The organism is Jeongeupia naejangsanensis, assembly GCF_016865585.1.
GTDB classification, from domain to species: domain Bacteria; phylum Pseudomonadota; class Gammaproteobacteria; order Burkholderiales; family Chitinibacteraceae; genus Jeongeupia; species Jeongeupia naejangsanensis.
The window spans coordinates 333,971-354,243 of the sequence record NZ_JAESND010000001.1 but is presented as its reverse complement, the minus strand read 5'-3'; the positions used below and the strand labels follow the sequence as shown (position 1 = coordinate 354,243).

Here is a 20,273-nt window from a genome sequence, read left to right as displayed (position 1 = left end):
GCCGGCGTGAGGGTTTATTGGGGTTTCAGTTCTCGCCGCAGGATCTTACCGACATTTGACTTTGGAAGTTGCTCCCGGAACTCAACCAGACGCGGAACCTTGTAATTCGTCAGGTTGGCGCGACAGTGTGCGACGACATCCGCCTCGGTCAGGGCCGGGTCCTTGCGTACGACGAAGACTTTGACCGCTTCGCCGGACTTGTCGTCGGGGATGCCGATGCAGGCGACTTCCATGACGCCGGGATGGTCGGCGACGACGTCCTCGATCTCGTTCGGATAAACGTTGAAGCCCGAAACCAGAATCATGTCCTTCTTGCGGTCGACCAGCTTGAAGTAGCCGGTTGGGGACATCACGGCCACGTCGCCGGTGGCAAGGAAGCCATCGGGGCCAATGACCTTGGCAGTTTCTTCGGGGCGTTGCCAATAGCCTTGCATGACTTGCGGGCCCCGGATGAACAGCTCGCCCGATTCGCCTGCGTCGAGCGCCTTGCCGTTGTCGTCGCGAATTTCGGCTTCGGTCGAAGGGAGCGGCAGGCCGATCATGCCGTTGTACTCGCGTGTGTTCATCGGGTTGATCATTGCGGCGGGCGAGGTTTCGGTCAGGCCGTAGGCTTCGACCAGCGGCACGCCGGTTGCCTTCTTCCACTTGTCCGCCACGGCGTGCTGCACCGCCATGCCGCCACCGAGCGCCAGTTTCCATGTACTGAAATCCAGTTTGGCGAAATCGGGGTTGTTGGCGAGTGCGTTGTACAGGGTGTTGACACCGGTCATGCAGGTGACCGGGTGCTTGCCGAGTTCCTTGACGAAGCCGGGGATGTCGCGCGGGTTGGTGATCAGCAGATTGGTTGCGCCCACCTTGGTGAACACCATGCAGTTCGCGGTCAGGCAGAAGATGTGATACAGCGGCAGCGCCGTCACGATGATCTCTTTGCCTTCCTCGACAGTTTCACGAATCCAGGCGTGGGCCTGCTGCATGTTGGAGACGATGTTGCCGTGCGTCAGCATCGCGCCCTTGGCGACGCCGGTGGTGCCGCCGGTGTACTGCAGGAAGGCCAGGTCGTCGTGATTGAGCGTGACCGGTTGCAACTGCTGACGGTGTCCGCGGTCGAGCACGGCGTTGAAACCGATGTGTCCGGGAAGTGTGTAGGCCGGCACCATCTTTTTGATGTGCTTCACGATCCCGTTGACCAGCAAACGTTTCGGAAAGCCGAGCAGGTCGCCGATTTCGGTCACGATGACGTGCTTGACCGATGTCTGGCCGATGATGCTTTCCAGTACGTGGGCGAAGTTCGCGAGAATGACGATGGTCTCGGCGCCTGCGTCCTTGAGCTGGTGTTCGAGTTCGCGCGGCGTATAGAGCGGGTTGACATTGACGACCGTCATGCCGGCTTTCAGTGTGCCGAAAATCGCGATCGGGTATTGAAGCAGGTTGGGCATCATGACAGCGACGCGGGCGCCGCGCGCCAGCTTCAGATTCTGTTGCAAAAACGCGGCAAACTGATCGGAAAGGCGGTCAAGCTCGCCGTAGGTAATCGCTTTCCCCATGTTGATGAAGGCATCGCGGTCGGGGTAGCGTGCGACCGTTTTGGCGATGACGTCGGGGATCGAGCTGAATTCGTGAATGTCGACTTCGTGAGGGACGCCTGCCGAATAGCTGGCAAACCAGGGTCGCTCCATGTTCCTCTCCTTGGGGTTCTTTGTGCACTCTAGAGTTGTAAGGCTGTCGAGAACAAGCCACTTGCGTGCACAGTTTCGCCAAGTAATTGTTTCTGTTAGAATGAGGGTTGTCCCCAAGATACGGGGATAGTGCTTGGGAATGGGCGCATTTTTGCAGCCCATTTTTTGTTTTTCAGCAAAGGAATCTATGGCAGCGAACGTGCAAAGCGTGCTGGATGCGACGCTTCCGGGTCTTGGCTACGAGCTGGTCGATCTGGAACTGGCGCAGAACGGGCTGGTGCGGGTATTCATCGACAAGCCGGGCGGCATTACGGTGGAGGACTGCGTCACCGTCAGCAACCACCTTTCCCGGCTTCTGATGGTCGAGGAGATCCCGTACGAGCGACTCGAAGTCTCGTCGCCAGGGCTGGATCGCCCCCTGACGAAGCCCGAAGACTTTACACGCTTCGCTGGCGAGAAGGTGCGGCTCAAGCTGCGCATGCCGCTGCCGGATAAACGCAAGAAACTGCTCGGCACGCTCATCGGTCTCGAGGACGGTGCGGTTGTGGTCGACGTCGACGGTGAGCGCCTGACGCTGCCGATGGCGCAAATTGACAAGGTGCGGCTCGAGCCGCAGTTCTGATCCGGGATTTAGGCCCACAGGCGGGCTTCTTGCCGAGGGAATCGAAACGATGAGCCGAGAAATTCTGCTGCTGGTGGATGCACTGGCGCGCGAAAAAAATGTTGAGAAGGACGTTGTCTTTACCGCGCTGGAAATGGCGCTGGCGTCCGCAACCAAGAAAACCTATGAGGACGAGGTCGATATCCGTGTCGACATCGACCGTGACTCCGGTGATTACCGCTCGTTCCGCGTCTGGACCGTGGTCGAGGACAACGATCACGAAGAGCCGTCGCGTCAGATCGCCATTACCGATGCGCCGGAATATGATCCCGAGCTGCAACTCGGCGAAACGTGGGAAGTTGAACTCGAGCCGATCGAGTTCGGTCGTATCGGTGCACAGGCGGCCAAGCAGGTCATCCTGCAGAAGATCCGCGATGCCGAGCGCGAACAGAACCTGAACGACTTCCTCCAGCGTCGCGAACACATCGTGTCGGGCAGCATCAAGCGGCTCGAGCGTGGCAACGCAATTCTGGAGCTCGGCAAGCTCGAAGCGATCCTGCCGCGCGATCAGATGATTCCGAAGGAAAACCTCCGGGTTGGTGACCGCGTGCGTGCCTTCCTGCTGCGCGTGGACCGCCTTGGCCGCGGCCCGATGCTGGTGCTGAGCCGTACCGCGCCGGAATTCATGGCCAAGCTGTTCGAGATGGAAGTGCCGGAAATCGAAAACGGCCTGATCGAGCTGAAGGGCGTCGCCCGTGATCCGGGCATGCGCGCCAAGATCGCCGTCAAGTCGAACGACCCGCGTGTCGATCCGCAAGGCACGTGTATCGGTGTGCGCGGTACGCGCGTCAACGCAGTGACCAACGAAATTGCCGGTGAGCGCGTCGACATCATCCTGTGGTCGGACGATCCGGCGCAGTTCGTGATTGGCGCATTGAGCCCGGCCGACGTGAACTCGATCGTCGTCGACGAAGACAACCACGCAATGGATGTCGTGGTCGACGAAGACAATCTCGCCATGGCCATCGGCCGTGGCGGCCAGAACGTCAAGCTTGCATCCGAGCTGACGGGCTGGAAGATCAACATCATGACCGTGAACCAGGCCGAAGAGAAAAACGAAGCCGAGTTCACCAAGGTGCGTGAACTCTTCATGCATGCGCTGGATCTCGACGAAGACGTCGCCGAGGCACTGGTGCAGGAAGGGTTCAACACGCTGGAAGAAGTGGCCTACGTGCCATTGAACGAAATGCTCGAAATCGAGGTGTTCGACGAGGACACCGTTAACGAGCTGCGCTCGCGTGCCCGCGACGCACTGCTCACTCAGGCCATTGCCCGCGAAGAAAAGCTCGAGCATCAGTCGGAAGACCTGAAAAACCTGGAAGGCATGACCGCTGAACTCGCTACTGCGCTCGCTGAACACGATATCCATACTCGCGACGACCTCGCGGAGCTGGCTGTTGACGAGCTCATGGAAATGACCGGTATCGGCGAGGATGGGGCCAAGCAGTTGATCATGAAAGCCCGCGAGCACTGGTTCGCATAAGGCGGGGAGAAATGCATGAGTGAATTAAAAGTCAGTGAGTTCGCGGCAGAATTGAAAATGCCGTCGCAAGAGTTGCTTGAGCAGCTCAACGCGGCCGGCGTCAGCAAATCCGGCGAGTCCGATGCGGTGACCGCCGAGGACAAGGCGCGTCTTCTCGAGCATCTGAAGCAGAAGCACGGTGGTGGCGACAAGCCGAAAATCACGGTGACCCGCAAGCAGACGTCGGAAATCCGCAAAACCGATTCGACCGGCAAGGCCAAGACCATTCAGGTTGAAGTCCGCAAGAAGCGCGTGGTTGAGGCGCCGGCTGCACCAATCGTGACGCCACGCGTTGAAACGGCGGCTGCGCCTGCTTCGGCGGTGATCGGTGATGCCGAGCGTGCTGCACGTGAAGCGGAAGCTCAGCGCCAGTCCGCACTGCGTGAGCGTCAGGCGGCCGAAATGCGCGCCAAGCAAGGCGGGGAAGCACCGAAGGAAGAGCCGCGTGAAGTAGCGGTTGCTCCGGCGGTGGCAGCACCTGCCCCGGTGGCCGAGGTGGCAGTGGTTGCTGCACCGGCTCCCGCGCTGGCACCTGCTGCGCCTGTTGTCGCTGCTGCGCCTGCTCCGGTTGCGCCCAAAGTCGCCGCGCCTGCGCCTGCTGCCGCTGCACCGCGCAGCGATCGTCCGCGTGTCGGCATGCGCGTTGAATTGCGCAAGCCGAAGGACACGCCGCTGCGTGCACCGGAGCCCGTCAAGCCGGAACCAGCCAAGGTGGCACCGGCTGCGGCCAAGCCTGCCTCGCCGGCCGACAAGAAGGACGAAAAGCGCAAGTGGGACGACGGCAAGGCCAAGAAGGGCATCAAAACCCGCGGTGGCGACGCCGGCGGTGGCTGGAAGTCGGGCAAGAAGGGTGGTCGCAACGGTCGCAATCAGCATCAGGATAGCGATAATGCACACGCCTTCCAGGCGCCGACCGAGCCGGTCGTGCATACCGTCGATATCCCCGAGACCATCAGCGTCGCCGATCTGGCGCACAAGATGGCCGTCAAGGGTGTCGAGGTGGTCAAGGCACTGATGAAGATGGGCATGATGGTGACCATCAACCAGATCCTCGATCAGGAAACGGCGATGATCGTGGTTGAAGAAATGGGCCACATCCCGCGCGCTGCCAAGCTCGACGATCCGGATACCTATCTGGAAGAAGACAACAAGGGTGAGCACGAGCAACTGCCGCGTGCGCCGGTCGTGACCGTCATGGGTCACGTCGACCACGGCAAGACCTCGCTGCTCGACTACATCCGTCGTGCCAAGGTGGCTGCGGGCGAAGCCGGCGGCATTACCCAGCACATCGGCGCGTACCATGTCGAAACCGGCAAGGGCATCGTGACCTTCCTTGATACCCCGGGTCACGAGGCGTTTACCGCCATGCGTGCTCGCGGTGCTTCGGCGACCGACATCGTCGTGCTGGTGGTTGCGGCCGACGACGGCGTGATGCCGCAGACGATCGAAGCCGTTCACCATGCCAAGGCGGCCGGCGTGCCGATCGTGGTCGCAGTCAACAAGATCGACAAGCAGGGTGCCAATCCGGAGCGTATCCGCCAGGAGCTGGTGGCGCAGGAAGTCGTGCCGGAAGACTGGGGTGGCGATACCCAGTTCGTCGAAGTGTCGGCCAAGCAAGGCACGAACATCGACGGGCTGCTTGACGCGATCCTGCTGCAGGCCGAAGTCCTGGAGCTGAAGGCTGCCGTGGATGCGCCTGCCAAGGGCATCATCATCGAGGCGCGTCTCGACAAGGGTCGTGGCGCGGTGGCGTCGATGCTGGTTCAGTCGGGTACGCTGCGCAAGGGCGATGTCGTCCTCGCCGGTGGTGTCTATGGCCGCGTTCGCGCCATGCTGGATGAAACCGGCAAGCAGATCACCGAAGCGGGTCCGTCGATTCCGGTCGAAATTCTCGGCCTGTCCGAAGTGCCGGCCGCCGGTGAAGATGCGATGGTGCTGGCCGACGAGAAGAAGGCGCGTGAAATCGCCCTGTTCCGTCAAGGCAAGTTCCGTGACGTCAAGTTCGCACGCCAGCAAGCGTCCAAGCTCGAAAACATGTTCGCGCAAATGGCCGAAGGCGAAGTGCAAAACCTGCCGATCATCATCAAGACCGACGTACAGGGTTCGGCCGAAGCACTGGCCGGCTCGCTGCAGAAGCTGTCGACCGACGAAGTCCGCGTGCAGATCCTGCACTCGGGCGTGGGTGGTATCTCGGAATCGGACATCAACCTTGCGCTGGCGTCGAAGGCCGTCGTGGTTGGCTTCAACGTCCGTGCCGACGCGGCAGCCCGCAAGCTGGCCGAGTCGGAAGGTGTCGACCTGCGTTACTACAACATCATTTACGACGTGGTCGATGATGTGAAGGCAGCGCTATCGGGCATGCTGGCACCGGAGAAGAAAGAGCAGATCATCGGTCTGGTCGAAATTCGCCAGGTGTTCGTCATTTCCAAGGTCGGCTCGATCGCCGGTTGCTATGTGCTCGACGGTATCGTCAAGCGCGGCGCGGGTGTCCGCCTGCTGCGCAACAACGTGGTCGTGCATCAGGGCGAACTCGAAACCCTCAAGCGCTTCAAGGACGACGTCAAGGAAGTGCGTTCGGGTTACGAGTGCGGTCTGCAACTCAAGAACTACAACGACATCCAGGAAGGCGATCAGCTCGAAGTGTTCGAAATCATCGAGATTGCGCGCACGCTGTAATGTCATGAGGTGCGAGGGAAGGGAGGCTTCAGCTGCTTCCCTTGCATCGGCAGGCGCGGGAGTCACTCCTGCGCCTTTTGTCTTTTATGCGCCGTGCGGCCAAGGTCGGCACGGCATCAGTGGCAGATATAACCATGGCCAAAAATTTCACCCGTTCCGACCGTATCGCGCAGCAGTTGCAGCGTGACGTCGCCGAATTGATTCGTGCCGAACTGGATCATCCGAAAGCGTCGCTGATTACGATTACCGACGTTGAAGTGACCCGCGACAACTCGCACGCCAAGATCTTTTACACCTTCCTCGGGACGCCCGAGGACGCACAATTGATTGCCGCCAAGCTCGAGCAAGCTAAGGGTTTCCTGCGCAGCGAACTGGCGCGCGGCTTCAAGCTGTTCAAGATGCCCGAGCTGCATTTCCTTTACGATCATTCGATCGATCGCGGCTTCAAGCTCGATACGCTGATTTCGCAGGCTGCTGCCTTGCCCAAGGCGGAAGACGACGGCGAAGGCGAAGCCTGATGGCGAAGCGCAAGATCGACGGCGTACTGCTGCTCGACAAGCCCTTCGGCATCACCAGCAATGCCGCGATGATGAAATGCCGCTGGCTGCTCTCGGCCGAAAAAGGCGGGCACACCGGTGTGCTCGATCCTTTTGCAACCGGTTTGCTGCCGCTGTGTTTCGGCGAGGCGACCAAGTTTGCCCAGCGCATGCTGGATGCCGACAAGGGATACCGCGCGACGATCCGGCTCGGTCAGGTTTCGACGACCCTGGATGGCGAAGGCGAAGTTACCGATAGCGGTGTGGCGCCGACCGACAGGGAGCTGATCGACCGTGTTCTGGCGTCCTTTGTGGGCGAGATCGATCAGGTGCCGCCGATGCATTCGGCACTCAAGCATCAGGGCAAGGCGCTGTACGAGTATGCGCGGCAGGGGATCGAAATCGAGCGCGCTGCTCGCCGGATCACGATTTACTCGATCACCACCGTTTCGTTTTCCGGTGCCGAGCTGGTTATCGACGTGGCGTGCTCGAAGGGAACGTACATTCGCACGCTGGCTGACGACATTGGTCGTGCGCTTGGTTGCGGCGCCTACCTGACTGGATTGCGGCGTACAAAAACGGCCGGTTTTTCGATCGATCAGGCGGTGTCGCTCGAGGCGTATATCGAAATGCCGCTTGAAGCGCGCGAAGCCTGTTTGTTGCCGGCCGACGTGCTGGTGCAGGACATGCCCCTGTTGACGCTGGACGCCGACGAAGTCATGCGATGCCGTAACGGCATGAGCGTCCGTCGTTCTGCTGCATTGGATAAAGGCCTGTTCCGGCTTTACGCTGCGCCTGAAAGCGGCGATAATGCGCGATTCCTCGGTTTGGGCGAAGTGGCATGCGATGGTGTGCTGCGGCCCAAACGTCTGCTGGCCACTAGTGGCCAGTGAAAGGAGCGCGGTTGGGTGCAAACTCGGCCGGGCTTGTCGGGAGCGGGGCATCTGCCCTGGCCCAATCACCACTCTGGAGTATTGAAATGGCAGTTACCGTAGGCCAAAAGGCTGACATCGTTAAGCAATTCCAACGCGCTGAAGGCGACACCGGCTCCCCGGAAGTTCAAGTTGCGCTGCTCACCGCTCGCATCAATGACCTGACCCCGCACTTCAAAGAAAACAAGAAAGACCACCACTCGCGTCGCGGTCTGCTGAAGATGGTTTCGCGCCGTCGTCGCCTGCTGGATTACCTCAAGCGCACCAATGCTGATAGCTATCGCGAGCTGATCGCTCAGCTGGGTCTGCGCAAGTAAGCCAGTTCCACTTAAAAGTCGCAGTCATCGCACTGCGACTTTTTTGCTTTTTAGAATGTCGAAATGATTGCGTTCCGCCCAAAGACGGCTTCGGCGGCGGAACGGAAGACCGTGAAAGCCGGTCACGCTGGAATGTGCCGAGGCCGGCGACAGGCATCCGGGTCATTGCCGGGATGGGCGGCGTTGTCGCAGCGGGATATTGCCCTTGCCGCAGGCAAACAACTGTAAGGAAAATCCGTGTTCAACAAAATCGTGAAATCGTTCCAGTACGGCAAGCACACCGTAACGCTGGAAACGGGCGAAGTCGCCCGCCAGGCTTCCGGCGCTGTGGTCGTGTCGATGGACGACACCGTGGTGCTGGTGACTGTGGTCGCCGCCAAGGGCGTGAAGCCCGGCCAGGATTTCTTCCCGCTCACGGTCGATTACCAAGAGCGGACCTACGCCGCCGGCAAGATTCCGGGTGGCTTCTTCAAGCGTGAAGGCCGTCCGTCCGAGAAGGAAATTCTCACCAGCCGTCTGATCGACCGTCCGATCCGTCCGCTGTTCCCGGAAGGCTTTTTCAACGAAATCCAGATCATCGCCACCGTGGTGTCGCTTGATCCGCAAATCGACTCCGACATCCCTGCGATGATCGGTGCTTCGGCCGCACTGGCTATTTCCGGTGTGCCGTTCCAGGGGCCGATCGGCGCTGCGCGTGTCGGTTATGCCGACGGCCAGTACCTGCTGAATCCGAGCAAGGACGAACTGTCGACTTCGCAGCTTGACCTCGTTGTTGCCGGTACCGAACAGGCCGTGCTGATGGTCGAGTCCGAAGCCAAGGAACTGTCCGAAGAAATCATGCTCGGCGCCGTGGTCTTTGGTCACGACGAAATGCAGAAGGTCGTCAAGGCGATCAACGAGCTGGCTGACGAAGTCAATCCGGAGCTGTTCGACTGGAATGAACCGGTCAAGAACGAAGCACTCGAAGCGCAAGTCGCCGAAATCGCCGGTGAAGACCTGAAGCAGGCTTTCCGCATCGCGCAAAAGCAGGCGCGCAGCGCAAAGATCGGCGAGGCATGGGACAAGGTCAAGGCTGCGCTGATCAACGAGTCGACCGATACGCTGGCGGCCAACCAGATCCGCGGCATTTTCCATGACATGGAAGCCAAGATCGTTCGTAACCAGATCCTTGACGGTTACCCGCGTATCGACGGCCGCGACACCCGCACGGTGCGCCCGATCACCGTCCGCAACAGCGTGCTGCCGCGTACCCACGGTTCGTCGCTATTCACCCGCGGTGAAACGCAGGGTCTGGTCGTTGCCACGCTCGGCACCAAGCTCGACGAGCAGAAGATCGACGCGCTGGCTGGCGAGTACAGCGACCGCTTCATGCTGCATTACAACTTCCCGCCGTACTCGACCGGTGAAACCGGCCGTGTCGGTACGCCGAAGCGCCGCGAAATCGGCCACGGTCGTCTGGCCAAGCGCGCGCTGATTGCCGTGCTGCCGAGCCCGGAAGAGTTTGCCTACACGATGCGAGTGGTGTCGGAAATCACCGAATCGAACGGTTCGAGCTCGATGGCTTCGGTCTGCGGCGGCTGCCTGGCACTGATGGACGCCGGTGTCCCGCTGAAGAACCACGTTGCCGGTATCGCCATGGGTCTGATCAAGGAAGGCAACCGATTCGCGGTGCTGTCCGACATCCTGGGTGACGAAGATCACCTCGGCGACATGGACTTCAAGGTGGCCGGTACCGACAACGGTGTGACCGCGCTGCAGATGGACATCAAGATCAACGGCATCACCAAGGAAATCATGAAGGTGGCGCTGGAGCAGGCCAAGGCCGGTCGCCAGCACATCCTCGGTGTGATGAAGGAAGCCGTTGGTGGCGCCCGTGAAGAGGTTAGCGCTCACGCGCCGCGCCTGTACACGATGAAGATCAATCCGGAAAAGATCCGTGACGTGATCGGCAAGGGCGGTTCGGTGATCCGTGCGCTGACCGAAGAAACCGGTACGCAAATCGACATCGCCGAAGACGGCACGATCACCATCGCGTCGATTTCGTCGGCCGGTGCAGACGAAGCCAAGCGCCGTATCGGCGAGATCACTGCCGAAGTCGAAATCGGCAAGATCTACGAAGGTCCGGTCGTCAAGATTCTCGACAACAATGTCGGTGCGATCGTGTCGATCATGCCGGGCCGTGACGGTCTTGTGCACATCAGCCAGATCGCCAACGAACGCATCAAGAACGTATCCGACTACCTCAAGGAAGGTCAGGTCGTTCGCGTGAAGGCGCTTGAGCAGGACGAAAAGGGCCGTGTCCGTCTGTCGATCAAGGCAGTGCTGAACGACGAAGCTGCTGCGGCAGCGCCGGCAGCCGAGCCGGTTGAAGGTGGTGCGCAGTAAAATCCGATGATGGGGCGTGAGCCCCGTCCAGGTAAAACAACGGGAGCATCGACGATGCTCCCGTTGTTCATTCTGCGAGCAAACAAAAAGGCGCCAAAGGCGCCTTTTTGTTTGTGCTGCTCACGCGTTTAGGCGGCGGCGTTGCCCGAAGCGGCGGTCTTCTTGGCGGCGGTCTTGACGGCGTCGGCGGTCGCGGTGGTCGCGGCTTTCACCGAAGCGTCGGCGAAGTCGGCAACCTGCTTGGCGGCCTTGGTCAGGCTGTCGACGGCGGCGGCGGTTGCCTGAACGGTCGACTTGACAGCGGCAACGGCGACGTCGGTGCCGGCCGGTGCCGACTTGACGAAGCGATCCAGACCCGACACGACCTGCTTGTTGAAGGCAGTCGATTGTTCTTCAGCGATCTTGGTCAGCTCGGCTTGTGCTTGCGAGGCAATCTCGTACACTTGGCGCGAATACTGGCCGGCGTGGTCGACGGTCGCTTCGAGTTGCTTCTGGCGCAGGGTCAGGGCTTCTTGTGCATCCTTGACTGCGGCGAGCGACTTGACCTGCTTTGCGCCTTCCTCGAGCGAGGTTTTGGCGGTTTCCAGGTTCAGTTTGGAGAGGCGCTCGGCCGAATCCAGGTAAATACGGGCAAAACGCAGTGCGGTTTCGACGTTTTCAGTGGCAAAATCCACAAACTGTTGTTGAGCTTGGCTCATGACGGTTTCCTCGAGATGGGTTGGCATTTCGATGGCAGGGCTGTTGTGGGTAATTGGATTTGCTGCTCTGCACAATCACGTTCATTTTTGAGCTGCGTTATTCGTTTGTCAACCGATTTTTGTGCGCTGCAACAACGACCGACGAGTGGCGATGCCTCGCGGCGATCTACAATGTAGCCATCAAGCTGCAGACCCAAAGGGAGTTGGCATGAGTGCCGAAGAAAAGCGCGTCATCAAAAAATATCCGAATCGTCGCCTCTACGACACGGCAACCAGCAGCTACATCACGCTCGTCGACGTCAAGCAGCTGGTGCTCGACTGTATCGACATCCAGGTGGTTGACGCCAAGAGTGGCGAAGACATCACGCGCAGCGTCCTGCTGCAGATCATCATGGACGAAGAGGCCGGCGGCATGCCGCTGTTCAGCTATGACGTACTGACGCAAATCATCCGCTTCTACGGCAATGCGATGCAGGGTCTGATGGGCAACTATCTGGAGAAAAACCTGCAACTGTTCGCCGAGATGCAGCACCGCTTGCAGGATCAGGCCAGCACAGCCATGAGCGGGGACAACCCGATGCTTGGCAATGCCAACCTGTGGGGCGACTTTATGAAGTTCCAGGGGCCGGCCTTGCAGAGCATGATGGGCAATTATCTGGAAAGCAGTACCAATCTGTTCGTCGACATGCAACAGCAGCTGCAGGATCGGGCCAAGAACCTGTTTACCGGTTTCGGCATGCCGGGCTATGGCAAGAGCGAGGCGGAGCCCGACGAACCGCAGCCGTCCGAGCCGCCGCAGGCCGAGGCGCCGAAAGCGGCAACGAAAAAACGGACTACCAAGAGCTAAGCGCTTGAATTAAAATCGCATGTTGTCCCTGCGGGCATGCCGGATCGGCATGCCCGCATCGTTTTGTGCCGGCGCGGTGGAAGTGCGCGCGGTGAAGTGTGCGCCTGTGAGCGCCGGAGAATTGCATGTCCGCACCAAGAGTTGGGTTCGTTTCGCTGGGCTGTCCGAAGGCTTTGACGGACTCCGAGCAGATCATCACGCAGTTGCGTGCCGAGGGTTACGACATTTCGCCGTCGTACGACGATGCCGATCTGGTCGTCGTCAATACCTGTGGCTTCATCGATTCCGCCGTGCAGGAGTCGCTCGACGCGATCGGCGAAGCGCTGGCCGAGAATGGCAAGGTGATCGTTACCGGCTGCCTGGGCAGCAAGGAAGACGGCAACCTGATCCGTGAAACGCACCCGAAGGTGCTGGCCGTGACCGGTGCGCATGCGCGTGACGAGGTGATGAACCACGTCCACCAGCATCTGCCCAAGCCGCACGACCCGTTCATGGATCTGGTGCCGCCGGCCGGGGTCAAGCTGACTCCCAAGCACTACGCCTACCTGAAGATTTCCGAGGGTTGCAATCACCGCTGCACCTTCTGCATCATCCCGAGCATGCGGGGCGACCTCGTCAGCCGGCCGATTCACGACGTACTGAAAGAAGCCGAAAACCTGGCCAAATCCGGCGTCAAGGAGCTGCTGATCATTTCGCAGGACACCAGCGCCTACGGCGTCGACGTCAAGTACAAGACCGGCTTCCACAATGGCCGTCCGGTACGCACCCGGATGACCGAGCTGTGCGAAGAGCTGGGCAAGCTCGGCATCTGGACGCGACTGCATTACGTCTACCCGTACCCGCACGTCGACGAGGTGATTCCGCTGATGGCCGAAGGCAAGATCGTGCCTTACCTCGACATCCCGTTCCAGCACGCCAGCCAGCGCGTGCTCAAGTTGATGAAGCGGCCTGCCAACAGTGCCAACGTGCTTGGCCGGATCAAGAAGTGGCGCGAGATCTGCCCGGACCTGACGATCCGCTCGACCTTCATCGTCGGCTTCCCGGGTGAAACCGATGCCGATTTCGACGAGCTGCTGGCTTTCCTTGATGAAGCCCAACTCGACCGCGTCGGCTGTTTCACCTATTCGCCGGTCGATGGTGCGACGGCAAATGATCTGCCCGACCACGTGCCGGCGGAGATTGCCGAGGACCGCAAGCGTCGCTTCATGGAAAAGCAGGCCGCGATTTCAGCTGCACGGCTGCAGGCCAAAGTCGGCCGCGAGTTCACCGTGCTGGTCGACGAAATCGACGACGAGGGTGCGGTTGCGCGCACCTATGCCGATGCGCCGGAAATCGACGGGCTCGTATTCTTCGAGCCGGCCGCTGGCGTACAGCCGGGTGATTTTGTCCGCGTGCGCATCACCGATGCCGACGAGCACGATCTGTGGGCGGAGCAGGTTGAAGGCTGATTGATGGATACCTCGTACGAGCGCCGCTTCGGCGGCATTGCCCGGCTGTACGGCGCGGCTGCATTGGCCCGGTTCCGCAGTGCGCATGTCTGCGTGATCGGTGTCGGTGGTGTGGGCTCATGGTCTGCGGAGGCGCTGGCCCGGTCGGGTATCGGCGCGATCACGCTGATCGATCTGGACGACATTTGCGTGTCGAACACCAACCGGCAGCTGCCGGCGCTGGTCGGCCAGTACGGCAAAATGAAGGTGGCGGCGCTCGCCGAGCGTATCGTTGCGATCAATCCGGAGTGCCGGGTGACGTGCGTCGAGGATTTTGTCGATGCCGACAATCTGGCTGAGCTGCTTGGCGTGGAGTTTGACTACGTCGTCGATGCGATCGATTCGGTCAAGACCAAGGCGGCACTGATTCACTGGTGCCGCCGCAACAAGGTCAACCTGATCACCACCGGTGGCGCAGGCGGGCAGATCGACCCGACGCAGGTGCAGGTCACCGATCTGTCCAGGACGACGCAGGATCCGCTGGCCAGCAAGGTTCGCAGCATCCTGCGGCGCGAGTACGGCTTCCCGAAGGGCGACAAGAAGTTCGGCATTGATTGCGTGTTTTCGACCGAGCCGCTGGTTTATCCGCAGCTCGACGGCAGTGTTTGCGCGCAGAAGCCGGCGGCGGGCGATTCGCCGGTACGGCTCGATTGCGAAGGCGGATTCGGCGCCAGTGTGGCGGTGACCGGCACCTTCGGTTTTGTCGCCGTCGCACATCTTCTGAAGAAGCTCGCGACCAAGGTCTGACGCGGCTTTTCCGGCAAGGGACGTGGCACTCGGCGTGATAAAATCGACCGATGCCTCTTCACCTTGTCCTCCCTTATTCCGACTGGGCAGAGCGCGACGACATCGCCGCCTTTGCCAGCTCCGTATCACTACCGGCTACCGCGCTGCTGTTGGGGCGCGGTTCACGCCAGCCGGCGCAGCCCGAATCCCTCGAAACCTGGCTCGCCAACCGCTGCGGGCTGGCTGATCTGCCCGTTGCACCGCTGACGATGGCGCTCGATCTGCCAGGCGAGGAGCCCGGCTTCTGGATGCGGGCCGATCCGGTGCATCTGCGCGTCGATCGCGACCGGCTGCTGCTGGTCGACCCCCGGCACTTTTCGCTGACGCAGGCCGAGGCCGACGGTCTGTGTGCCGGTCTGAATGCGCTGTACCGCGACGACGGCTTCCGTTTCGTCGCAGCGACGCCGTCGCGCTGGTATCTGCGCCTGCCTGCCGATCCGGGATTGCATTGGTCGCCGATCGATGCGGCATTGGGTCACGACGTCCGTGAACACCTACCCAAGGGCGACGGTGCGCTGAAGTGGCACGGGCTGCTGAACGAAATACAGATGTGCCTTTACAACAATCCGGTCAACGACGCCCGCGTTGCCGCCGGCCAGCCGGCGATCCAGAGCGTCTGGCTCTGGGGCGGTGGCCAGTACCCGCTGGCCGACAAGCCGGTTGCGCCGGCACAACCGGTGCTGAGCGATCTGCCATTGGTGGCTGCACTGACCCAGCACGGCGGCGGTCAGGCCAGACCGGCGCCGGCCGCCTTTGATGCGATTCAGGGCGACGCGGTCTCCGGTGATGCCGTGGTGGTGCTCGACGCGCTGCGTGACGGCAATCTCTATGGCGATGCGCACGCGTGGCTGTCGGCCTGGCTGGCACTCGAGGCCGACTGGTTTGCGCCGGCACTGGCGGCATTGAAGGCCGGTCGGCTCGACGAACTGGCAGTTTCGATGCCCGAAGCCGGATTCGGCGTCAAAGTCACCCAACGCGCGTTGTGGGCACTCTGGCGCAAACCGGTTCTGCCGTGGGAGGTGTGCTGATGCCGCAAGTCCGCGCCCGGGCGGTTGCGCCCGACCGCCTGCAGCAACTGATGAACGACGGGATGAGTGCGCTTGAGGCTCGCCTGTATGCCGGGCGGGGCATCGCTTCGCCCGCCGAACTCGAGCACGAACTCAAACGGCTGTTGCCATTTACGTCGCTGAAGAACGTTGACGCCGCCGCAGTGCGGCTTGCCGCCGCGATCGCCGCGCGCGAACGCCTGCTGATCGTCGCTGATTACGATGCCGACGGCGCAACCGCGTGCAGCGTCGGCCTGAAGGGTCTGGCGATGCTCGGTGCGGTGGTCGACTTCGTCGTGCCGAACCGTTTCGAATACGGCTACGGCCTGACGCCCGAGATCGTCGAACTCGCGGCACAAAAATCGCCGGACCTGATCGTGACGGTCGACAACGGCATTGCCAGTGTTGCCGGCGTTGCCGCGGCGAAGGCGCGCGGAATCGACGTGCTGGTGACCGACCACCACCTGCCCGGCGACACCTTGCCAGACTGCCTGATCGTCAATCCGAACCAGCCCGGCTGCGGGTTTCCGAGCAAGAACCTTGCCGGCGTCGGCGTGATGTTCTACGTGCTGCTGGCGCTGCGCGCCGAACTGCGCGCACGGGGTGCGTTTGCCGATGTGGCCGAGCCGAATCTGGCGACGCTGCTCGATCTGGTGGCACTGGGGACCGTCGCCGACGTCGTGCGGCTGGATGGCAACAACCGGATTCTGGTCGAGCAGGGGCTCAGACGCATGCGGGCCGGCCGGGCCAGTGCCGGCGTGATGGCGCTGTTTCAGGCTGCCGGACGCAACCCGGCGAAGGCCAGCTGTTTCGACCTCGGCTTCACGCTCGGTCCCCGGCTCAACGCGGCTGGCCGGCTGGATGACATGAGCTTTGGGATTTCCTGCCTGTTGTCGACGTCCGAGGACGATGCTTTGACGCGGGCGCGCGAGCTGGATCAGCTCAACCGCGAGCGCCGGACCATCGAGGCGGGGATGCGCGAGGAAGCGGAAACGGCACTAGCCGGTCTGGCGATCGACGCCAGCTACAGCATTGCGCTGTACCGGCCGGACTGGCATCAGGGGGTGATCGGTATCGTCGCGTCCCGGGTCAAGGAGCGCTATCACCGGCCGACCATCGTATTTGCTGACGCCAGCGAAACCGAAATCAAGGGCTCCGGTCGTTCGATTCCGGGGCTGCATCTGCGCGATGCACTGGATCTGGTGTCCAAGCGCCACCCGGATCTGATCGTCAAGTTCGGTGGCCATGCGATGGCAGCGGGCCTGAGCCTGCGCCCGAACGATTTCGGCCGCTTCCAGCAGGCCTTCGAGGCCGTGTGCCGCGAGCTGATGGACGAGACCGCGCTCGAGCGCGTGATCGAGACCGATGGCGAACTGTCGGCCAACGACTTCAGCTTCGAGACCGCTGAGCGGATCGAGCGTCAGGTCTGGGGGCAGGGTTTTCCGGCACCGCTGTTCCACGGGCATTTCCGCGTGCTTGAACAGCGTGTTGTCGGCGAGCGGCACCTCAAGGTCAAGCTGGCCAACGATTACGGTCTGGTGCTCGAAGGCATCCGCTTCCAGCATCCGGACCCGTTGCCGCGGGACGTGAACGCGGCCTACAGCCTGTCGGTGAACGAATTCCGCGGCGAGCGCATCCTGCAGGTCATGCTCGACTACGTTGAAGGTTCGGCCTGACGGGCGCTATTTGCATTCGATCGTGAGCGCGTAGACGTCGTCGGTTTCGTGCGGGTTGCCGATCAGCGAGTAGCCCTTGGGGCAAAGATCGTGCGCCTTGTCGAAACTATCGGTGGCGCTGCCGGTTTCGATATGATGGACGGGTTTGCCGTTGGGGCCGAACTCGGCGGTTTCGACCGAGGCACAGCCGGCGAGCCAAAGTGTGCCGAGCAGTGCTGCGGTGATGAACGAGGTTTTCATGGTGTCCGTGATGACGGTGCGATGTGGCATTGTCACGATTTGTGGTTGTTACCTACAACTGAAATAGTGGCGTAAGCCACAGTGAATGAAACGGGAGGTGACGGGTGGTCGATCGTTCAGTCGTTCGCTATGGGCTGCCCGGCGTCGCACTGCTGCTGTCCGCATGTACCGTGGTCACGGTGACCGGTGCCGTGGTCGGTGCCGCTGCCTCGGTGACAACCACAGCCGTTGGCTTGGCGGTCGACGGGACGGTCGCAGCAGGCAAGGGTGTGGTCGCCGCCGGGGGCATGGCCGCCGGTGCAATGTCGTCGAAACCGGTGGCGAGCGAGGCCAGTGCCGTCAGCGCTACAGCCAAGCGGTCGCCGTAAACGGGAAGGAGAACTGGTGCGCACTCTCGTATTCGCCCTGATGTTGTGTGCCATGCCCGCCATGGCGGGCAAGTTGCTGACGCCCGCCGAAGCGGCCGCGCTCGGTGATGCCGCGTGCACGCCGCTGAAGAGTGGTCTGCTCGACTGCCAGCAGATCGCCGCACCTGCGGCCCCGCCAGCCCAGGACCCCACGATACGTCCGCTGGAGTCGATGTTCTCGCCGATGGAGCAGGTTTTTCCGGCGCCGCAGGCCGAGGCACCGATCCTGCCGAGTTTTGACCCGATTCCGGCGCAACTGGACGGTGACACGGTCAACATCGGTTGGGACATCGGTTTTGGCACGCCGGCCAGCTGGTGGGAGGTGCTGGACAATGACGATCTGCGCCTGAAGTCACGCAACTTCGTTCAGCGGCCGCTCGGTGTGGCGCCGCTGGGTGAAAACATCGTCGCCAGCGAAGGCATGATCGTGCAGGGGGGGATGCAATCGGTTTCGGTGCAGAGCGGCGTATACCGGCTCGGGCCGTTGAAGCCGGGCCGTCACCTGATCGAGGTGCGGCTGTGCAATCCGGATATCGACGGCAAGCCCTTGTGCAACGGCAAGACGTTCGAAACCTGGGTCGGCGCCAAGGGCGAGCAGACCGGCGTACCGGAAAAACCGCAGCTCGACTGGGTGCCACCCATCACCACAGGCGAGCCGATCACGCTGGGCTGGAACGTATGGTGGGGGCAGGCCGGCAATTACTGGCAGTTGCTCGACGGTCAGCAAGTACTGCTGGAGTCGCACGACTTCACCGAAACGGGCGAGCGCAGCCAGTCGGCGCAGACCGTGCTGAAAGGGCTGTCGGCGGGCAAGCACAGCCTGAAAGTGCGCCTGTGCAATGCGCTGCAGTGTGCGGAAAGCGATCCGGCACCGGTCGAGGTGTTGTTGGCGCCGGAAACCCCCGTCAAACCGATCCTATCGCTGCTACCGCTGGATCAGGGGCGCTGGTTGCTGCGCTGGTCCTTGCCGAGATCGACGCAGGTTGTCAAACCCACCGAGTGGCAACTGCTTGATGCCGACGCACAGACGGTGCTGTTGCACGAAAAAACGCTGCGCAGCTGCAGGGTGCCGGGCGACGCGCAGCAGACGGTAACGAGTTATTGCGGCGAGGCGCGGATCGATCAGGCGGCCCTGCCGAAACAGCTGCTGATCCGCGTCTGCGCCGGCCAGCGTTGCGTCGACAGCGATACCGTGCCGGCGGTGATGCTGCTGGCAACGCCGGAGACGGAGTAGTTCGCCTGCGAGCCGTCGGCGGCAAGGTCGTGGACGGACTCTAGGGTTGTTGCGTGTGCTTGCCGGTGTCGATGGCCGCAGGTGGCGCGAAGTAGGTGCCGCGCGCGCGGTGGATGTAATCGGCTTCGAGTGCCATCAGGCTCACCAGAACCAGCAGGCACAGGGGCGGAATCAGGATCGCGCAAACGAGGGCAAGCCGTTCCCACGCCATGTGCATGAAAACGCAGACGATCAGCACTGCCTTGTAGAACATGAACGTCATGATCAGGGTCCAGCGCAGTGCGCCCTGGACCTGGAAGTAGTCGACCATATAGGAGCAGGCGCTGAGGACGAAAAGCAGTCCCCATATCTGCAAATACAGGCTGACGGGGTGTTGCTGACTGTGTTCCATGATGGCCTCCGGTGCAGTCTGGCAAGGCGCTCACCACAAGTAGAAAAACGCGAAGATGAAGACCCAGACGAGATCGACGAAATGCCAGTACAGACCGGCGATTTCGACCCTGCTTTCGTCCCCTGAACGGCCGTCATCCGGCGCCTCGCCATCGGAGGGGCGGTGCCTGAGCAGGCGCGTGGCGACCGTGGTCAGGTAGATCACGCCGGCGCTGACATGCAGGCCGTGAAAGCCGGTGATCATGAAAAAGCACGCGCCGAATTGCGCCGCGCCGAGTGGATTGCTCCACGGGCGTATGCCCTCGGAGACGATCAGCTTGGTCCATTCGAACGCTTGCATGCCGACGAAGGATGCACCCAGTGCGGCGGTGGCCAGCATCAGCACGGCAGCGCGGCGTCGTTCGCCGCGGTAGGCGAAGTTCACCGCCATTGCCATCGTGCCGCTGCTGCTGATCAGCACGAAGGTCATGATGGCAATCAGCAGCAACGGCAGACTGGTCGTGCCGACCTGCAGCGCGAAGACCTCGCTCGGATTCGGCCATGGCTCGGCGGTGGTCATGCGTACCGCCATATAGCCGCTGAGGAAAATGCCGAAGATGAAGGTGTCCGACAGCAGGAACACCCACATCATGGCCTTGCCCCACGGCACCTTGAACGTGTTGCCGTCACCGGACCAGTCGGCAGCCAGCCCGTACAGGCCGGACGGTGGTGTCGTCGGGGAGTGGGTCGAGTCCGACATGATGAGCATCCTCCGCAG

At 61.6% G+C, this 20,273-nt stretch carries 19 protein-coding genes; 14 read left to right on the top strand and 5 right to left on the bottom strand.

The features are described from left to right. Positions 1 to 14 precede the first annotated feature (14 nt). The gene (locus tag JMJ54_RS01640) at positions 15 to 1,676 is read right to left on the bottom strand and encodes a long-chain-fatty-acid--CoA ligase (RefSeq protein WP_203536869.1); all 1,662 of its coding nucleotides are present in this window, start codon (positions 1,674 to 1,676) and stop codon (positions 15 to 17) included. A 187-nt stretch (positions 1,677 to 1,863) separates the two neighbouring features. Here JMJ54_RS01640 and rimP point away from each other — a divergent pair, with 187 nt between their 5' ends. The 7 genes from rimP to pnp all read left to right on the top strand — a co-directional run bounded on the left by rimP (position 1,864) and on the right by pnp (position 10,705). Next, positions 1,864 to 2,298: a ribosome maturation factor RimP gene (rimP, locus tag JMJ54_RS01635; protein ID WP_203536203.1), complete on the top strand. Its 435-nt coding sequence runs from the start codon at positions 1,864 to 1,866 to the stop codon at positions 2,296 to 2,298. Positions 2,299 to 2,347: 49 nt separating this feature from the next. Beyond that, a complete protein-coding gene (gene nusA / locus JMJ54_RS01630) occupies positions 2,348 to 3,820 on the top strand; it encodes a transcription termination factor NusA (RefSeq protein WP_203536202.1) in 1,473 nt (490 codons plus the stop codon). A gap of 15 nt (positions 3,821 to 3,835) precedes the next feature. Further along, positions 3,836 to 6,535 (top strand): translation initiation factor IF-2, encoded by a 2,700-nt coding sequence (infB, locus tag JMJ54_RS01625; RefSeq protein ID WP_203536201.1) that lies wholly within the window; start codon positions 3,836 to 3,838, stop codon positions 6,533 to 6,535. Between the two features lie 134 nt (positions 6,536 to 6,669). Further along, on the top strand, positions 6,670 to 7,053 hold the full coding sequence (rbfA, locus tag JMJ54_RS01620; RefSeq protein ID WP_203536200.1) for a 30S ribosome-binding factor RbfA: 384 nt from the start codon (positions 6,670 to 6,672) through the stop codon (positions 7,051 to 7,053). Then, a complete protein-coding gene (gene truB / locus JMJ54_RS01615) occupies positions 7,053 to 7,964 on the top strand; it encodes a tRNA pseudouridine(55) synthase TruB (protein ID WP_203536199.1) in 912 nt (303 codons plus the stop codon). Before rbfA ends, truB begins: the two co-directional genes overlap by 1 nt. A gap of 86 nt (positions 7,965 to 8,050) precedes the next feature. Continuing rightward, entirely contained in the window at positions 8,051 to 8,320 is a 270-nt protein-coding gene (rpsO, locus tag JMJ54_RS01610; protein WP_189459293.1) for a 30S ribosomal protein S15, read from the top strand. Positions 8,321 to 8,557: 237 nt separating this feature from the next. Continuing rightward, complete coding sequence (pnp, locus tag JMJ54_RS01605; RefSeq protein WP_203536198.1) at positions 8,558 to 10,705, top strand: polyribonucleotide nucleotidyltransferase; 2,148 nt, start codon at positions 8,558 to 8,560, stop codon at positions 10,703 to 10,705. Between the two features lie 128 nt (positions 10,706 to 10,833). On the opposite strand, the gene JMJ54_RS01600 is transcribed toward pnp, so the two are convergent. Then, positions 10,834 to 11,403 (bottom strand): phasin family protein, encoded by a 570-nt coding sequence (locus JMJ54_RS01600; RefSeq protein WP_203536197.1) that lies wholly within the window; start codon positions 11,401 to 11,403, stop codon positions 10,834 to 10,836. Positions 11,404 to 11,611: 208 nt separating this feature from the next. On the opposite strand from JMJ54_RS01600, the gene phaR reads away from it, so the two are divergent. The 5 genes from phaR to recJ all read left to right on the top strand — a co-directional run bounded on the left by phaR (position 11,612) and on the right by recJ (position 17,245). Further along, the gene (gene phaR, locus JMJ54_RS01595) at positions 11,612 to 12,250 is read left to right on the top strand and encodes a polyhydroxyalkanoate synthesis repressor PhaR (protein WP_203536196.1); all 639 of its coding nucleotides are present in this window, start codon (positions 11,612 to 11,614) and stop codon (positions 12,248 to 12,250) included. Positions 12,251 to 12,375: 125 nt separating this feature from the next. Next, the gene (gene rimO / locus JMJ54_RS01590) at positions 12,376 to 13,698 is read left to right on the top strand and encodes a 30S ribosomal protein S12 methylthiotransferase RimO (RefSeq protein WP_203536195.1); all 1,323 of its coding nucleotides are present in this window, start codon (positions 12,376 to 12,378) and stop codon (positions 13,696 to 13,698) included. Between the two features lie 3 nt (positions 13,699 to 13,701). Then, positions 13,702 to 14,484: a tRNA cyclic N6-threonylcarbamoyladenosine(37) synthase TcdA gene (tcdA, locus tag JMJ54_RS01585; protein WP_203536194.1), complete on the top strand. Its 783-nt coding sequence runs from the start codon at positions 13,702 to 13,704 to the stop codon at positions 14,482 to 14,484. A 50-nt stretch (positions 14,485 to 14,534) separates the two neighbouring features. Continuing rightward, on the top strand, positions 14,535 to 15,551 hold the full coding sequence (locus tag JMJ54_RS01580) for a hypothetical protein (protein ID WP_203536193.1): 1,017 nt from the start codon (positions 14,535 to 14,537) through the stop codon (positions 15,549 to 15,551). Next, complete coding sequence (gene recJ / locus JMJ54_RS01575; protein WP_373310131.1) at positions 15,548 to 17,245, top strand: single-stranded-DNA-specific exonuclease RecJ; 1,698 nt, start codon at positions 15,548 to 15,550, stop codon at positions 17,243 to 17,245. The genes JMJ54_RS01580 and recJ overlap by 4 nt, the downstream gene beginning before the upstream one ends. Positions 17,246 to 17,251: 6 nt before the next feature. On the opposite strand, the gene JMJ54_RS01570 is transcribed toward recJ, so the two are convergent. Next, entirely contained in the window at positions 17,252 to 17,485 is a 234-nt protein-coding gene (locus JMJ54_RS01570; RefSeq protein WP_203536191.1) for a hypothetical protein, read from the bottom strand. A 104-nt stretch (positions 17,486 to 17,589) separates the two neighbouring features. Here JMJ54_RS01570 and JMJ54_RS01565 point away from each other — a divergent pair, with 104 nt between their 5' ends. Both JMJ54_RS01565 and JMJ54_RS19490 read left to right on the top strand, forming a co-directional pair. Next, a complete protein-coding gene (locus JMJ54_RS01565; RefSeq protein ID WP_203536190.1) occupies positions 17,590 to 17,853 on the top strand; it encodes a hypothetical protein in 264 nt (87 codons plus the stop codon). Between the two features lie 16 nt (positions 17,854 to 17,869). Beyond that, positions 17,870 to 19,126, top strand: a complete 1,257-nt coding sequence (locus tag JMJ54_RS19490) for a chitinase N-terminal domain-containing protein (RefSeq protein ID WP_203536189.1) — start codon at positions 17,870 to 17,872, stop codon at positions 19,124 to 19,126. A gap of 40 nt (positions 19,127 to 19,166) precedes the next feature. Here the strand turns inward: JMJ54_RS19490 and JMJ54_RS01555 are convergent, their stop codons facing one another. Further along, positions 19,167 to 19,517, bottom strand: coding sequence for a cytochrome C oxidase subunit IV family protein (locus JMJ54_RS01555; protein ID WP_203536188.1), 351 nt, complete (start codon positions 19,515 to 19,517; stop codon positions 19,167 to 19,169). Positions 19,518 to 19,547: 30 nt separating this feature from the next. Continuing rightward, positions 19,548 to 20,255, bottom strand: coding sequence for a heme-copper oxidase subunit III family protein (locus tag JMJ54_RS01550; RefSeq protein ID WP_238999833.1), 708 nt, complete (start codon positions 20,253 to 20,255; stop codon positions 19,548 to 19,550). Between the last annotated feature and the right edge of the window lie 18 nt (positions 20,256 to 20,273).

What these genes read in the sequence shown, in the direction of transcription:
- JMJ54_RS01640 (WP_203536869.1), bottom strand. Translation starts at nt 1,676, where the DNA reads ATGGAGCGACCCTGGTTTGCCAGCTATTCGGCAGGCGTCCCTCACGAA.
- rimP (WP_203536203.1), top strand. Translation starts at nt 1,864, where the DNA reads ATGGCAGCGAACGTGCAAAGCGTGCTGGATGCGACGCTTCCGGGTCTT.
- nusA (WP_203536202.1), top strand. Translation starts at nt 2,348, where the DNA reads ATGAGCCGAGAAATTCTGCTGCTGGTGGATGCACTGGCGCGCGAAAAA.
- infB (WP_203536201.1), top strand. Translation starts at nt 3,836, where the DNA reads ATGAGTGAATTAAAAGTCAGTGAGTTCGCGGCAGAATTGAAAATGCCG.
- rbfA (WP_203536200.1), top strand. Translation starts at nt 6,670, where the DNA reads ATGGCCAAAAATTTCACCCGTTCCGACCGTATCGCGCAGCAGTTGCAG.
- truB (WP_203536199.1), top strand. Translation starts at nt 7,053, where the DNA reads ATGGCGAAGCGCAAGATCGACGGCGTACTGCTGCTCGACAAGCCCTTC.
- rpsO (WP_189459293.1), top strand. Translation starts at nt 8,051, where the DNA reads ATGGCAGTTACCGTAGGCCAAAAGGCTGACATCGTTAAGCAATTCCAA.
- JMJ54_RS01600 (WP_203536197.1), bottom strand. Translation starts at nt 11,403, where the DNA reads ATGAGCCAAGCTCAACAACAGTTTGTGGATTTTGCCACTGAAAACGTC.
- phaR (WP_203536196.1), top strand. Translation starts at nt 11,612, where the DNA reads ATGAGTGCCGAAGAAAAGCGCGTCATCAAAAAATATCCGAATCGTCGC.
- rimO (WP_203536195.1), top strand. Translation starts at nt 12,376, where the DNA reads ATGTCCGCACCAAGAGTTGGGTTCGTTTCGCTGGGCTGTCCGAAGGCT.
- tcdA (WP_203536194.1), top strand. Translation starts at nt 13,702, where the DNA reads ATGGATACCTCGTACGAGCGCCGCTTCGGCGGCATTGCCCGGCTGTAC.
- JMJ54_RS01580 (WP_203536193.1), top strand. Translation starts at nt 14,535, where the DNA reads ATGCCTCTTCACCTTGTCCTCCCTTATTCCGACTGGGCAGAGCGCGAC.
- JMJ54_RS01570 (WP_203536191.1), bottom strand. Translation starts at nt 17,485, where the DNA reads ATGAAAACCTCGTTCATCACCGCAGCACTGCTCGGCACACTTTGGCTC.
- JMJ54_RS01555 (WP_203536188.1), bottom strand. Translation starts at nt 19,517, where the DNA reads ATGGAACACAGTCAGCAACACCCCGTCAGCCTGTATTTGCAGATATGG.
- JMJ54_RS01550 (WP_238999833.1), bottom strand. Translation starts at nt 20,255, where the DNA reads ATGTCGGACTCGACCCACTCCCCGACGACACCACCGTCCGGCCTGTAC.